Genomic DNA, 13,552 nt, shown 5'->3' with positions numbered 1-13,552 from the left:
ACTCATATCAGCAGGTCGGGCAACTCCTCCATGGACGAGAAGAGTTGACCCGCGCCGGTGAGCCGTTCGGCCGGTGTCATGGCGGTGAAGCCCAGCACGTCCATCCCGGCCGCCACGGCCGCCCGCACGCCCAGCGGGGAGTCCTCGACGACGACACAGCGCGCCGGCTCGACCCCCATCCGCCGCGCCGCGTGCAGGAACAGATCGGGCGCCGGCTTGCCCCGCCCCACGTCCTGCGAGCTGAAGATCCGCGCGTCGTCGAACCACCGGTCCAGGCCCGTCGTCCGATGCCCGACCCGAATGCGCTCATGACTCCCGGACGAGGCGACACAGTACGGCGTCGCGTCCGCCGCCAGCTTCTCCAGTACGCCCGTGATCCCCGGCACGGGCTTCAACTCCCGCTCGAAGGCGGCGAAGACCCGAGCGTGGAAGACGTCGTCGAAGTCGTCCGGGAGCCGCTTCCCCGTGCGCTCCAGGACGAGGTCGTGCACCCGGTGCATGGCCGACCCCATGTAGTCGCGGATGGAGTCCTCGTACGAGGTGGGGTGCCCCAGCTCGGTCAGGTACTCGGCGAGCAGCCGGTTGGAGATCGGCTCACTGTCGACGAGGACGCCGTCGTTGTCGAAGATGACGAGGTCGTAGCGCATGGATTCAACCCTAGACGCAGAAAGGCCCACGCCGTACGGCGTGGGCCTTTCTCAAGAATTGTTCGGCGGCGTCCTACTCTCCCACAGGGTCCCCCCTGCAGTACCATCGGCGCTGTAAGGCTTAGCTTCCGGGTTCGGAATGTAACCGGGCGTTTCCCTCACGCTATGACCACCGAAACAGCGCTGGCGGCCGGGGCGGTCGGTCTGCTGGTGGCCGGCGGAGTCGGGGTGTGGGCCGGGGTGGACGGCACGGTGTCCGTGGGGGCCGGTCCTCGTACCGCTCCGGCCGCGTTCGACGCGTGGGCGGTCAAGCCGGTGACCGACCGGGCGGCCGCCCTGCCGCAGTGCACGTACGGCAGTTCCTCCGGCAGCTCCTCGACGATCTCCTCGGCCCTCTCCTCCGGTGGTCCCTCGGCCGTCTCCTCCGGTGGCTCCTCGACCGGAGGCGATCCCGGCCTGTTGTTCTGCGCGCAGTCCGGTTCGGTGGTCGCGCTCGTACCGTCCGACGGTGCCGTGCGGTGGCGGCGGACGGTCGCCGGTGCGGGCCTGCAGGCGCCGGTGCTCTCCGGCGGCCTGGTGTACGTCCCCACCGCGGACGGCCGGCGCCTGGAGGCGTTCGACCCGTCCTCGGGGCACCCGCGTGCGGGACTCGACCTGCCCGCGCAGAGCGGATGGCGGTTCGTGGGCGGCACGCTGGTGGTCGCCCGTGCCGACGGGACGCTCACCGGGGTGGACAGCGTCTCGGGCCGGACCCGGTGGAGCCGGCGGATCGCCGGGTACAGCCTGCCGTCCCTCACCTCGTTCCCCGGGGACGCCCTGGCCTACGTGACCAGCTCCTCCGCCGACGGGGCGCACACGCGGATCACCGCCGTGGACCCCGAGACGGGCGCCGTGCGCCGGCAGGCCACGCTGCGGGGATACCTCCAGCCCGTCGGCGCCCACGACGGTTCCGTCTTCCTCCTCGATCTCGACCGGGTCTACGGCGAAACCGAGGCGGTCGTCCGCTACACCGGCCGGACCGGGGCGGTGCGCCGGGTGGCCCTGCCGACGCGGATGCCGAGCGCGCAGGCCGTGGTGCGGGGCGATGTCGTCCACCTGCTGGGTGCCGGGGGGACGCTGCGGGCCGTCGACATGGGCGCGGGCCGGCAGGTGTGGCAGTTGGAGACGGCGGTGAGCCAGGGGTCGGCGCCGGTGTGCGACGGCCGGTACGTGTACGTGGTCGCCGCGGACGGCCGGCTGCTGGCGGTGGACGCGCGAACGGGCCGGCTCGCCGGGCAGACGCGGCCGCGGCTCGGCGGCCGACCGGGCGCCCTGGCCGCGCCCGTGCTGGCCGGCGGTCACGTCTACGCGGGCGCCCCCGACGGCACCGTCTTCGCCGTGGACGGGCAGGACCCTTCGGGCTGGTGAGCCCCCGAAGACCGGTGATTCTCCGGAGAAACGACAGGGCCGCCCCTAGGGGCGGCCCTTCGGCAGGTGGCGGGGAGATCCCGCGGGCACCTCAGCCCAGCTTCGACACGTCCCGCACCGCGCCCTTGTCGGCGCTGGTGGCCATGGCGGCGTAGGCGCGCAGGGCCGCGGAGACCTTGCGGTCGCGGTTCTTCGGGGCGTACGTGCCGTTCAGGGCCTGCTCGCGGCGGGCCAGCTCCGCGTCGTCCACCAGGAGTTCGATGGTGCGGTTCGGGATGTCGATGCGGATGCGGTCGCCGTCCTCGACGAGCGCGATCGTGCCGCCGGAGGCCGCCTCCGGGGAGGCGTGGCCGATGGACAGGCCGGAGGTGCCGCCGGAGAAGCGGCCGTCGGTGACCAGGGCGCAGGCCTTGCCCAGGCCGCGGCCCTTGAGGTACGAGGTCGGGTAGAGCATCTCCTGCATGCCGGGGCCGCCCTTGGGGCCCTCGTAGCGGATGACGACGACGTCGCCCTCCTTGACCTGCTGGGTCAGGATCTTCTGGACGGCCTCCTCCTGCGACTCGCAGACGACCGCGGGGCCCTCGAAGGTCCAGATCGACTCGTCCACGCCGGCGGTCTTCACCACGCAGCCGTCCACGGCCAGGTTGCCCTTGAGGACCGCCAGGCCGCCGTCCTTGGAGTAGGCGTGCTCGGCGCTGCGGATGCAGCCGCCCTCGGCGTCGGTGTCCAGGGCCTCCCAGCGCTCGGACTGGGAGAAGGCCTCGGAGGAGCGGGCGCAGCCCGGGGCGGCGTGCCACAGCTCGACGGCCTCGGGGGACGGGGAGCCGCCGCGCACGTCCCAGGTCTTGAGCCAGTCCGCCAGGGACGGGCTGTGCACCGCGTGCACGTCCTCGTTGAGCAGGCCGGCCCGGTGCAGCTCGCCGAGCAGGGCGGGGATGCCGCCGGCGCGGTGCACGTCCTCCATGTAGTACGTGCGGTCCTTGGCGACGTTCGGGGCGACCTTGGCCAGGCAGGGGACGCGGCGGGAGACCTGGTCGATCTCCTCCAGGCCGAAGGGGACGCCGGCCTCCTGGGCGGCGGCCAGCAGGTGCAGGATCGTGTTGGTGGAGCCGCCCATCGCGATGTCCAGGGCCATCGCGTTCTCGAAGGCCTGGTAGGTGGCGATGTTGCGGGGCAGGACGGTGTCGTCGTCCTGCTCGTAGTAGCGGCGGGTGAGGTCCATGACCGTGCGGGCCGCGTTCTCGTACAGGGCGCGGCGGGCGGTGTGGGTGGCCAGGACGGAGCCGTTGCCGGGCAGGGCCAGGCCGATCGCCTCGGTCAGGCAGTTCATCGAGTTGGCGGTGAACATGCCCGAACACGAGCCGCAGGTCGGGCAGGCGTTCTCCTCGATGCGGAGGATGTCCTCGTCGGAGATCTTGTCGTTGACGGCCTCGGACATCGCGTCGACCAGGTCGAGGGTGCGGACGGTGCCGTCGACCAGGGTGGCGCGGCCGGCCTCCATGGGGCCGCCGGAGACGAAGACCGTCGGGATGTTCAGGCGCAGGGCCGCCATCAGCATGCCCGGCGTGATCTTGTCGCAGTTGGAGATGCAGACCAGCGCGTCGGCGCAGTGCGCCTCGACCATGTACTCGACGCTGTCGGCGATCAGGTCGCGGGAGGGCAGCGAGTACAGCATGCCGCCGTGGCCCATCGCGATGCCGTCGTCGACGGCGATGGTGTTGAACTCGCGCGGGATGCCGCCCGCCTCGCGCACCGCCTCGCTGACGATCCGGCCGACCGGCTGCAGGTGGGTGTGGCCGGGCACGAACTCGGTGAAGCTGTTGGCGATCGCCACGATCGGCTTCCGGCCGATGTCCGCACCGGGTACACCGGAGGCGCGCATAAGGGCGCGGGCGCCCGCCATGTTGCGGCCGTGGGTGACTGTGCGGGACCTCAGCTGGGGCATCGTCGCTCGCTCCTTCGGAGAGTTCTGACTCCGTCGAGCCTACGCCCGTCATCCAGGGGGCGGGACAGGTTGTCCGCGATGCGGGACGCGTGTCTCGGGCGTCCGGTGGCCGCGCGCCCCGGCGGGGCGCCGGTCAGCGGCCCGGGACGCGCACCGGCGAGGCCAGGTGGAGGCGGGCGAACGCCAGGGCCCCGGCGAGGTCGGCCTCGCGCCCGGCGCCGGGCATGGCCCGGCGGGTGTTGACCTCGACGACGACATGGCCGCCGTAGCCGGACCTGGCGAGGCGTTCCAGCACCTCCGCGCAGGGCTGGTCGCCGCGGCCGGGCACCAGGTGCTCGTCCTTCGCCGAGCCCTTGCCGTCGGCGAGGTGGACGTGTCCGAGGCGGTCGCCCATGCGGTCGAGCATCCGCAGCGCGTCGGTGCGGGCGGTGGCGGCGTGACTGAGGTCGATGGTGAAGTGCCGGTAGTCGTCCTGGGTGACGTCCCAGGCGGGGGCGTAGGCGAGCATCTCGCGGTCGCGGTAGCGCCACGGGTACATGTTCTCCACCGCGAAGCGCACATCGGTCTCGTTCGCCATCCGCTGGATGCCACCGACGAAGTCCCGGGCGTACTGGCGCTGCCACCGGAACGGCGGGTGGACGACGACCGTGCTCGCGCCGAGCTTCTCCGCGGCCGCGCGGGCGCGCTGCAGCTTGGTCCAGGGGTCGGTGGACCACACCCGCTGCGTGATGAGCAGGCAGGGGGCGTGCACGGCGAGGATCGGTATGCCGTGGTAGTCGCTGAGCCTGCGCAGCGCGTCGATGTCCTGGCTGACCGGGTCGGTCCACACCATGACCTCGACGCCGTCGTAGCCCAGGCGCGCGGCGATCTCGAAGGCCGCCGCCGTCGACTCCGGGTACACGGAGGCCGTCGACAGGGCGACCTTCACATCCGGAATGCGCACGACGGGTTCCACCACGAGGGACAGGTTACGGGGTGCCGTGGGCGGGTGCGGGGGCCTGTGGACGGTTGTGGTGTTCGTCATGGACGGGCGCGGGTCCCCGCGGGGCGGACGCCTTGCGAACGGGCGGGGCGGACGCCCTTGCGAACCTGTGGGACGCACGCTGACGAACCTGCGGGGCGGACGCCCTTGCGAACCTGTGAGGACGCACGCTGACGAACCTGTGGGACGCACGCTGACGAACCTGTGGGACGCACGCTGACGAACCTGCGGGGCGGACGCCCTTGCGAACCTGTGAGGACGCGCGCCTGACGCACCTGCGGGGCGCATGCCCTACGACCTTGCGGGGCGCGTGCCCTACGACGTCTCCATGTGGTCCAGGCGCCGGAGGATCACTCCCTCGCGCAGGGCCCACGGGCAGATCTCCAGCCGTTCCACGCCGAACAGGTCCATCGCGGCCTCGGCGACCAGGGCGCCGGCCACCAGCTGGCCCGCGCGGCCGTCGGAGACGCCGGGGAGCTCGGCGCGCTCGTCGGCGGTCATGGCGGCCAGGCGCGGCACCCAGGCCTCCAGGGACTCCCGTTTCAGTTCCCGCTGCACGTACAGGCCCTCGGCCGAGCGCGCCGCGCCGGCGATGCGGGCGAGCTGCTTGAACGTCTTGGAGGTGGCGACCACGTGGTCGGGGGCGCCCAGGCGGCTGAAGTCGCCCACCGTCCGTGCGATCTCCGTGCGCACATGGCGGCGCAGTGCCCTGACGTCCTCCGGGTCGGGCGGATCCCCCGGCAGCCAGCCCGCGGTGAGGCGGCCCGCGCCCAGCGGCAGCGACACGGCGGCGTCCGGCTCCTCGTCGATGCCGTAGGCGATCTCCAGGGAGCCGCCGCCGATGTCCAGGACCAGCAGTTTTCCGGCGGACCAGCCGAACCAGCGGCGGGCGGCCAGGAAGGTGAGCCGGGCCTCCTCCTCGCCGCTGAGCACCTGCAGCCGTACGCCCGTCTCGGCCTGCACGCGCGCGAGGACGTCGTCGGCGTTGCCTGCCTCGCGCACGGCGGACGTCGCGAACGGCAGCAGATCCTCCACGCCCTTGTCCTCGGCGGCCTGGAGCGCCTCGCGCAGCACGGCCACGAGCCGGTCGACGCCCTGGGCGCCGATCGCCCCCTCCTCGTCGAGGAGCTGGGCGAGCCGCAGCTCCGCCTTGTGGGAGTGGGCGGGCAGCGGGCGCGCGCCGGGGTGCGCGTCGACCACCAGCAGATGCACCGTGTTCGAACCCACGTCCAGGACACCGAGTCTCATGGAGGGAACGCTACTGCCACCGGGCCCGCATGCGGACCGTACGCGGACCGGCGGGACGGGATGAGGACCGGGCGCGGACCGGACGAGGACCGGGCGCGGACGGGACGAGGACCGGACCGGGATGGGAGGACCGGGCGCGGGCCAGGCGGGGACCGGACTCGGTTCCGGGCGGCGGGTCGGACGACAGGTTCGGACGACGGGTTCCGGGCGGTCCCGCCCGAGGTGGCGGGCGTCTTACCCTGGACGCGTGCCAAAGACGAAAAAGGCGAAGTTCGAAAAAGCTGGCAAAACGGATAAAGCCGGTAAGCCGGCCGGCTCGGCGGACGCCGCGACGCCGCTGCCCGCGCCGAAGCGGGCCCCGGACTCCGGCGGGCCCCGCGTGTCCGACGAGCCCGACGAGAAGGGGCTCGACTTCCCGCGCGCGTGGGTGGAGTTCCCGGACCCGGCGGACGACGAGCAGGTCTTCCGCTGCGATCTGACCTGGCTCACCTCCCGCTGGAACTGCATCTTCGGCAGCGGCTGCCAGGGCATCCAGGCGGGCCGCGCGGACGACGGCTGCTGCACGCTGGGCGCCCACTTCTCCGACGAGGACGACGAGCAGCGGGTGGCCGAGCACGTCGCCAGGCTGACCCCGGACATCTGGCAGAACCACGCCGAGGGCACGAAGCACGGCTGGGTGACCGAGGACGAGGAGGGGTCCCGGCAGACCCGTCCCTTCCAGGGGTCGTGCATCTTCCAGAACCGGCCCGGCTTCCCCGGCGGCATGGGCTGCTCGCTGCACATCCTGGCGCTGAAGGAGGGCCGCGAGCCGCTGGAGACCAAGCCGGACGTGTGCTGGCAGCTGCCGATCCGGCGGACGTTCGAGTGGATCGACCGGCCCGACGACACGCGGGTGCTGCAGGTGTCGATCGGCGAGTACGACCGGCGCGGCTGGGGCCCCGGCGGGCACGACCTGCACTGGTGGTGCACGTCGGCGACGTCGGCGCACGGCGCGGGCGAGCCGGTGTACGTCTCCTACCGGGCGGAACTGACCGAGCTGATGGGCAAGGCCGGCTACGACCGCCTGGTCGAGCTGTGCGAGGCGCGCCTGGCCTCGCAGCTGCCGCTGGTGGCGCCGCATCCGGCGGACCCGGCGCGTCCGGCGCGTCCCGCGGATCCGGCCTGAGCACGGTGGCGGCCTGAGCGCGATGGCGGCCTGAGCACGGTGGCGGGCCGCCGAGGGTCCCCGCCCAGCGGCCGATCCGTCCGCGGCCTGCCCCGAACAGCCTCCCCGAGGACGAACGGCGGCTAGCCGGCCGTCGGGGTCGGCGCGCCGCTGTCGTCGGCCGGCGGCGTGGAGGTGCCCGGGTCCGGAGAGGGCGTGTCGGGGGTGGGTGACGGCGTGCTGCCTGCCCCCTATACAACTCTGGCGCTTGCGGCGACTCCTGTCCCGCAGTTTCATTGCAGTGCCGTCGGCCTCATCCTTAATACTCCCTTATGTCTAACCCACCGGGTCACCCCGCCCCAGGGCCGCGGCCCTGGGGCGGGGTGACCCGGTGGGCGGGGCGGGAGGCGCCGGGCGCCGTGCCGTAGCCGCTGATGGTGACCACCGCGCCGGCCGGGCTGATCGCGACCGACGCGCGCCAGGGGCCGGAGGGCTCGCGCAGCGGATCGACGTACACCCGGATCGTCGTCGAGGTGCCCGGTTGGAGGGTGCCCGACGAGCGGCTCAGGTACAGCCACGCCGCCCCCGTCGTCGCCGACCAGTGGACCGGCGCGGCCCCGGAGGCGGTCAGGGTGACGAAGGTGGTGTCGCCGGTGCCGGTGGCGGTCACGGTGAGACGGCCGGCGCCGTGACCGGCGTCCGCCACACCGGTGACCTGCACGGACACGTCGTGCACGGCGCCGTTGCCGCTGCGCCCGGCGTCGGGCGCGGCGCCGCTGCCGGTGTCGTTGCCGGTGTTCTGGTAGCCGCCGGCCTCGTCCCCGCTCAGGGCACCGGAGCCGGGCGACTCGCGCGCGGCGGCGGACGGGCCGCCCTGCCCCTCGCCGGTCGGGGTGCCGCGGTAGGCGGCCCACAGGGCGAGCACCGGGGCGGCGACCACGGTGGCGACGACCGTCGTGGTGACGGCGCGTGCGCGCAGCCGGTCCCGGCGCGCGGCCCGGTCCTTGGGATCCATGGGATAGCCCCGCCGGTCGAAGCGCGGGGCGGCGGCCCGCGCGCGCGGGTGGTGCGCCAGGGCGGCGTGCAGGGCCGCGCGGGGCGCCTGGAGCACGGGCAGTTCGGCGGGGGTGACCGAGGCGCCGGGCCAGCGGCCGGGCACCGCGCGCTCGGCGCTGCGGCGGCAGCGCGGGCAGTCGTCGACGTGCCGGACGAGTTCGCGCCGCAGCGCGGGGCTGAGCACGAGCCGGCTGTCGCCGGTGAGCGCGGCCACGCCCGGACAGCCGCCGGTCTCGGCGACGGCGAGCGCCGCGCGGGTGCGTTCCACCTCGCACGCCGCGGAGGCGAGCAGTTCGCGGGTGGCGGCCAGGTGCGTGCCGAGGACGGCGGCGACCTCGTGGGCGGCGAGTTGGTGGCGGACGGCGAGTTCGAGCGCCTCGCGCTGCTCGGGGCTGGTGCCGGCGGCCTCGGGCCAGGCGAGCCGGGCGAGTTCGCGCTGCCGTTCCTGCTGGACGTCTTCGGGCGGGGACGCGGGGGTGGCGTCCCCGGACCGGTCCTGCCGGTCGCCGCCCGGTCGGCCGGCGCTCGGTCGGCCGGCGCTCGGTCGGCCGGCGGCGTGCGTGGCCCGGCGTCTGCGCTTGGCGTCGGCCAGTTTGCGCAGGCACGACCAGCGGGCCAGCGCGTACAGCCAGGCGCGCCGGTCGGCCGGGCTCGGGGCGAGGCGCTGCCCGCGCCGTTCGGCGAGCACGAGGGCGTCCGCGAGGGCGGCGACGGCCTCGTCGTGGTCGCACAGCACGGACAGGCAGTAGGTGAACAGGCCGTCGAGATACGGCTCGTAGGGCGCCGGCGAGCGCCGCGCCAAGGCGTGCGCGGCAGCGCGGTCGCGCGCCTCGCGGTGCGCCCGGTGCGCGCCGGTCGTGCGGGTCGAGGTCTCCGGACTGCTGCTCATCACCCGTGCGACCGTAGGCGGCGAGCGATCGCCCGTTCTTCCCCGTTGCGCTGTTTTAATCCATACGGGTGAAACGATCCCTCATAAGGGGATGGCAGCCTTCCGGATAAACGGATGACTGTATTCCGTCCGGGTGACCGGGACGACCGTGCGACCGGGTGACCGGGCGACCGGGTGGCTGGGTGGCTGGGCGCCGGGCTCCGGCAACGGCGTCGCCCGCACCGCGACCGGCCGTGTCGTGGTGCCCGCGGCCGCCGGTGCAGTGCCCGCGGCCGGCGGGGTTGTCAGTGGCGGCGGCTACGGTTTCCCCCATGGCTGCCCGTACCAAGACCACCAAGGACCGCCCGTCCTACCGCTGCACGGAGTGCGGCTGGCAGACGGCCAAGTGGCTCGGCCGCTGCCCCGAGTGCCAGGCCTGGGGCACGGTCGAGGAGTACGGCGCGCCCGCGGTCCGTACGACGACGCCCGGCCGGGTCACCACCTCCGCGCTGCCCATCGGCCAGGTCGACGGCCGCCAGGCCACCGCCCGCTCCACCGGGGTGCCCGAGCTGGACCGGGTGCTCGGCGGCGGGCTCGTGCCCGGCGCGGTCGTCCTCCTCGCGGGCGAGCCGGGCGTCGGCAAGTCCACGCTGCTGCTGGACGTGGCCGCCAAGGCGGCCGACGACGAGCACCGCACGCTGTACGTGACGGGAGAGGAGTCCGCGAGCCAGGTCCGGCTGCGCGCCGACCGCATCGGCGCCATCGACGACCACCTCTACCTCGCCGCCGAGACGGACCTGTCCGCCGTCCTCGGCCACCTGGACGCGGTCAAGCCCTCGCTGCTGATCCTCGACTCGGTGCAGACGGTGGCCTCCCCCGAGATCGACGGCGCGCCCGGCGGCATGGCCCAGGTGCGCGAGGTGGCCGGCGCGCTGATCCGCGCCTCCAAGGAACGCGGCATGTCCACGCTGCTCGTGGGCCACGTCACCAAGGACGGCGCGATCGCGGGCCCGCGCCTGCTGGAGCACCTGGTGGACGTCGTCCTGCACTTCGAGGGCGACCGGCACGCCCGGCTGCGCCTGGTCCGCGGCGTCAAGAACCGCTACGGCGCCACGGACGAGGTGGGCTGCTTCGAGCTGCACGACGAGGGCATCACGGGCCTGGCCGACCCCAGCGGCCTGTTCCTCACCCGCCGGGCCGAGCCGGTGCCCGGCACCTGCCTGACGGTCACCCTGGAGGGCCGCCGCCCGCTGGTCGCCGAGGTGCAGGCGCTCACCGTCGACTCCCAGATCCCCTCACCCCGCCGCACCACCTCCGGCCTGGAGACCTCCCGGGTGTCGATGATGCTCGCGGTGCTGGAGCAGCGGGGCCGGATCAGCGCGCTGGGCAAGCGGGACATCTACTCGGCGACGGTCGGCGGCGTGAAGCTGTCCGAGCCGGCCGCCGATCTCGCCGTCGCCCTGGCGCTGGCGTCGGCGGCGAGCGACACCCCGCTGCCGAAGAACCTCGTCGCGATCGGCGAGGTGGGTCTGGCGGGTGAGGTCAGACGGGTCACGGGCGTGCAGCGCCGCCTCGCGGAGGCCCACCGCCTGGGCTTCACGCACGCCCTGGTGCCCGGGGACCCGGGGAAGATCCCGCCCGGGATGAAGGTGCTGGAAGTGGCCGACATAGGGGACGCGCTGCGGGTCCTGCCGCGCTCGCGTCGCCGAGAGGCCCCGCGGGAGCAGGAGGACCGCCGGTAGACTTTGCCCTGGTCTCGCCCGTCCGTACGACCGAGTGTGCGAAACGGGAGCGCCGGAAGAACCTGCGACGAGTGAGCCCGTAGGAGCGCCCCGGAGGCGAACGAGCATTCAAAGCGGAGGAGTGCAGTGGCAGCCAACGACCGGGCAGCAGCTCCCGGAAAGTCCGGCGGGAGTTCCGGCGCCGATGGCCTGATGCGCGCCTCCCTGAGTGCCGTGGCGCCCGGCACGGCCCTGCGGGACGGCCTGGAGCGGGTCCTGCGCGGCAACACCGGCGGTCTGATCGTGCTCGGCTCCGACAAGACCGTGGAGTCGATGTGCACGGGCGGTTTCGTCCTGGACGTGGAGTTCACGGCGACGCGGCTGCGCGAGCTGTGCAAGCTGGACGGCGGCATCGTGCTGTCCTCGGACCTGTCGAAGATCCTGCGGGCGGGCGTGCAGCTGGTCCCGGACCCGACGATCCCGACCGAGGAGACCGGCACCCGGCACCGCACGGCGGACCGCGTCAGCAAGCAGGTCGGCTTCCCCGTGGTCTCCGTCTCGCAGTCCATGCGCCTGATCGCCCTGTACGTCGACGGGCAGCGCCGGGTGCTGGAGGACTCCGCGGCGATCCTCTCCCGCGCCAACCAGGCCCTGGCCACCCTGGAGCGCTACAAGCTCCGCCTGGACGAGGTCGCGGGCACCTTGTCGGCGCTGGAGATCGAGGACCTGGTCACGGTCCGGGACGTCTCGGCGGTCGCCCAGCGCCTGGAGATGGTGCGCCGCATCGCCACCGAGATCGCCGAGTACGTGGTGGAGCTGGGCACCGACGGCCGTCTCCTGGCGCTCCAGCTGGACGAGTTGATCGCGGGCGTGGAGCCCGAACGCGAACTGGTCGTGCGGGACTACGTCCCCGAGCCCACGGCCAAGCGCTCCCGCACGGTCGAGGAGGCCCTCGCCGAACTGGACAAGCTCTCCCACGCCGAACTGCTGGAGATGTCCACCGTCGCCCGCGCCCTGGGCTACACCGGCTCCCCCGAGGCGCTGGACTCGGCGGTCTCCCCGCGCGGCTTCCGCCTGCTGGCCAAGGTGCCGCGGCTGCCCGGAGCGATCATCGAGCGCCTGGTCGAGCACTTCGGCGGCCTGCAGAAACTGCTCGCGGCCAGCGTGGACGACCTGCAGACGGTGGACGGCGTGGGCGAGGCCCGGGCCCGCAGCGTCCGCGAGGGCCTGTCCCGCCTGGCGGAGTCGTCGATCCTGGAACGGTACGTCTAGAGCGCCTCGCTCACGCCCCGCGCGCCTGCGGTGCGTACGCGCCGCACCCGCACCGGCCCCATGCCGGCTTGCGACACACACCGCGTCCGCACGGCCTCAAGTCCGCCTGCGGTACGCACCCGCGCCCGCACCGGCGCCGCACCCACGTCCCGGACGCCCGGGCAGAACGGTCGGACCCCCGGGCAGTAACGGTGGGACGCCCGGCTCAGTCCGCCGACAGCACGAACGACGTCTGCAGCTTGCCGTACCCCGGCACCTTCGCCTCCACCAGGTACGTTCCGGCGCCCGCCGATCCGGCCGGCGGCGTCGCGCACCGCGGAGCGCTCGGCTTGCGGTCCCAGCGCACCGTGTAGGTGACGTAGCTGCCGCCCGGCACCCGGTACAGCCGGCTTCCGGCCGTCTTCGGACAGTCCGCCGACGACCAGTAGGGGGTGGTGCTGTCCGCCTTGTTGATCGTCACCACCGCGGCCTTCGGCCCGAAGTCCACCTTGCAGTCGTGGGCGGAGGTGTTCTTCGCGACCAGCTGGAAGGTGGGCGTCTCGGTGAGCGCGTAGGTGTTGCGCACGCTGCGCAGGCTCAACGTGACCGTCCCGGCGGTGCAGTCGGGGAGCGTGGAGCCGGCCGGCAGGGCCGCGCCGGCGACGCCGCCGGCCTGGTCGCCGGTGTCCGAACCCCCGGCGGAGGAGCCGGAACCGGCGGCGGAGCCGTCCCCGCCCGAGGCACCCGGGGGGCCCGAGGCGTCGTCCGAACCGGAGCCCGCGCCGCCGGACTCGGCGCGCCCGCCGGGGTGTTGGCTGATCGCGGGGCCCGACTGGGACGGGCCCGGCGTGATGGGGGACGGGGTGGGGTGCTTGCCGTCGGAAGCGCCGCCGCTGTTCTTGTGACCGCCGCCTCCGCCGCCCGAGGTGAGGACCCAGGCGATCAGCAGGGCCACCAGAGCGACCACGGACAGCAGGACGACCCTCCGTCGCCAGTAGATGGAGGAGGGAAGCGGCCCGACCGGATTGCGCAGAGATCCCACGCCCAAACTGTACGAGAGATCGCCGCCATCACCCGCCCCACCCGCCGCGCCGAGCACAACTTTTCCGGATCATCATTTCGGCAACACCGGTACCGCAAACCGCTCTTGTGAGTGGAGTGAGCACCCGGACACGGTCCGCGACGACACCGGCCCGCGCCGGATGACGCGGCCGTCGACTCCTCCGTGGCAGGATCGGAAGCGCCATGACTGCGCCCACACTGCCCCCGCACAGCACTCCCAC

General features: G+C 73.7%; 10 protein-coding genes and 1 rRNA gene. 4 read left to right on the top strand and 7 right to left on the bottom strand.

The features are described 5' to 3' along the window. Nucleotides 1-2: 2 nt before the first annotated feature. Together GV126_RS18915 and rrf are read right to left on the bottom strand one after the other, a co-directional pair. Complete coding sequence (locus GV126_RS18915; RefSeq protein ID WP_159668227.1) at nucleotides 3-647, bottom strand: HAD family hydrolase; 645 nt, start codon at nucleotides 645-647, stop codon at nucleotides 3-5. A 60-nt stretch (nucleotides 648-707) separates the two neighbouring features. Further along, nucleotides 708-824 (bottom strand): 5S ribosomal RNA (rrf, locus tag GV126_RS18910). Here rrf and GV126_RS18905 point away from each other — a divergent pair. Next, complete coding sequence (locus GV126_RS18905) at nucleotides 813-2,054, top strand: outer membrane protein assembly factor BamB family protein (protein WP_159668224.1); 1,242 nt, start codon at nucleotides 813-815, stop codon at nucleotides 2,052-2,054. The genes rrf and GV126_RS18905 overlap by 12 nt on opposite strands. Before the next feature lie 91 nt (nucleotides 2,055-2,145). Here the strand turns inward: GV126_RS18905 and ilvD are convergent, their stop codons facing one another. The 3 genes from ilvD to GV126_RS18890 all read right to left on the bottom strand — a co-directional run bounded on the left by ilvD (nucleotide 2,146) and on the right by GV126_RS18890 (nucleotide 6,229). Continuing rightward, the gene (gene ilvD / locus GV126_RS18900; protein WP_159668221.1) at nucleotides 2,146-3,999 is read right to left on the bottom strand and encodes a dihydroxy-acid dehydratase; all 1,854 of its coding nucleotides are present in this window, start codon (nucleotides 3,997-3,999) and stop codon (nucleotides 2,146-2,148) included. Nucleotides 4,000-4,132: 133 nt separating this feature from the next. After that, nucleotides 4,133-4,957, bottom strand: a complete 825-nt coding sequence (locus GV126_RS18895; protein WP_159668218.1) for a sugar phosphate isomerase/epimerase family protein — start codon at nucleotides 4,955-4,957, stop codon at nucleotides 4,133-4,135. 339 nt (nucleotides 4,958-5,296) lie between these two features. Next, nucleotides 5,297-6,229 carry a Ppx/GppA family phosphatase gene (locus tag GV126_RS18890; RefSeq protein ID WP_159668215.1) on the bottom strand — a complete coding sequence of 311 codons (933 nt, stop codon included), beginning with the start codon at nucleotides 6,227-6,229 and terminating at the stop codon, nucleotides 5,297-5,299. Between the two features lie 247 nt (nucleotides 6,230-6,476). Here GV126_RS18890 and GV126_RS18885 point away from each other — a divergent pair, with 247 nt between their 5' ends. After that, on the top strand, nucleotides 6,477-7,394 hold the full coding sequence (locus GV126_RS18885) for a DUF3109 family protein (protein WP_159668212.1): 918 nt from the start codon (nucleotides 6,477-6,479) through the stop codon (nucleotides 7,392-7,394). A 328-nt stretch (nucleotides 7,395-7,722) separates the two neighbouring features. Here the strand turns inward: GV126_RS18885 and GV126_RS18880 are convergent, their stop codons facing one another. Next, nucleotides 7,723-9,318, bottom strand: coding sequence for a BACON domain-containing protein (locus GV126_RS18880; RefSeq protein WP_438947853.1), 1,596 nt, complete (start codon nucleotides 9,316-9,318; stop codon nucleotides 7,723-7,725). A gap of 311 nt (nucleotides 9,319-9,629) precedes the next feature. On the opposite strand from GV126_RS18880, the gene radA reads away from it, so the two are divergent. Both radA and disA read left to right on the top strand, forming a co-directional pair. Next, nucleotides 9,630-11,039, top strand: a complete 1,410-nt coding sequence (gene radA, locus GV126_RS18875; RefSeq protein WP_159668210.1) for a DNA repair protein RadA — start codon at nucleotides 9,630-9,632, stop codon at nucleotides 11,037-11,039. 126 nt (nucleotides 11,040-11,165) lie between these two features. Further along, nucleotides 11,166-12,290 (top strand): DNA integrity scanning diadenylate cyclase DisA, encoded by a 1,125-nt coding sequence (gene disA, locus GV126_RS18870; RefSeq protein ID WP_028420945.1) that lies wholly within the window; start codon nucleotides 11,166-11,168, stop codon nucleotides 12,288-12,290. A gap of 205 nt (nucleotides 12,291-12,495) precedes the next feature. On the opposite strand, the gene GV126_RS18865 is transcribed toward disA, so the two are convergent. Continuing rightward, nucleotides 12,496-13,311, bottom strand: a complete 816-nt coding sequence (locus tag GV126_RS18865; RefSeq protein WP_159668207.1) for a hypothetical protein — start codon at nucleotides 13,309-13,311, stop codon at nucleotides 12,496-12,498. Between the last annotated feature and the right edge of the window lie 241 nt (nucleotides 13,312-13,552).

The organism is Streptomyces mexicanus (genome assembly GCF_902506575.1).
GTDB classification, from domain to species: Bacteria; Actinomycetota; Actinomycetes; order Streptomycetales; family Streptomycetaceae; genus Streptomyces; species Streptomyces mexicanus.
This window is presented reverse-complemented; position numbering and strand designations above follow the sequence as displayed.

Bases quoted from the DNA above. Each gene is read 5' to 3' on its own strand.
- GV126_RS18890 (WP_159668215.1), bottom strand. From the start codon at position 6,229: ATGAGACTCGGTGTCCTGGACGTGGGTTCGAACACGGTGCATCTGCTG.
- ilvD (WP_159668221.1), bottom strand. From the start codon at position 3,999: ATGCCCCAGCTGAGGTCCCGCACAGTCACCCACGGCCGCAACATGGCG.
- GV126_RS18915 (WP_159668227.1), bottom strand. From the start codon at position 647: ATGCGCTACGACCTCGTCATCTTCGACAACGACGGCGTCCTCGTCGAC.
- radA (WP_159668210.1), top strand. From the start codon at position 9,630: ATGGCTGCCCGTACCAAGACCACCAAGGACCGCCCGTCCTACCGCTGC.
- GV126_RS18880 (WP_438947853.1), bottom strand. From the start codon at position 9,318: ATGAGCAGCAGTCCGGAGACCTCGACCCGCACGACCGGCGCGCACCGG.
- GV126_RS18905 (WP_159668224.1), top strand. From the start codon at position 813: ATGACCACCGAAACAGCGCTGGCGGCCGGGGCGGTCGGTCTGCTGGTG.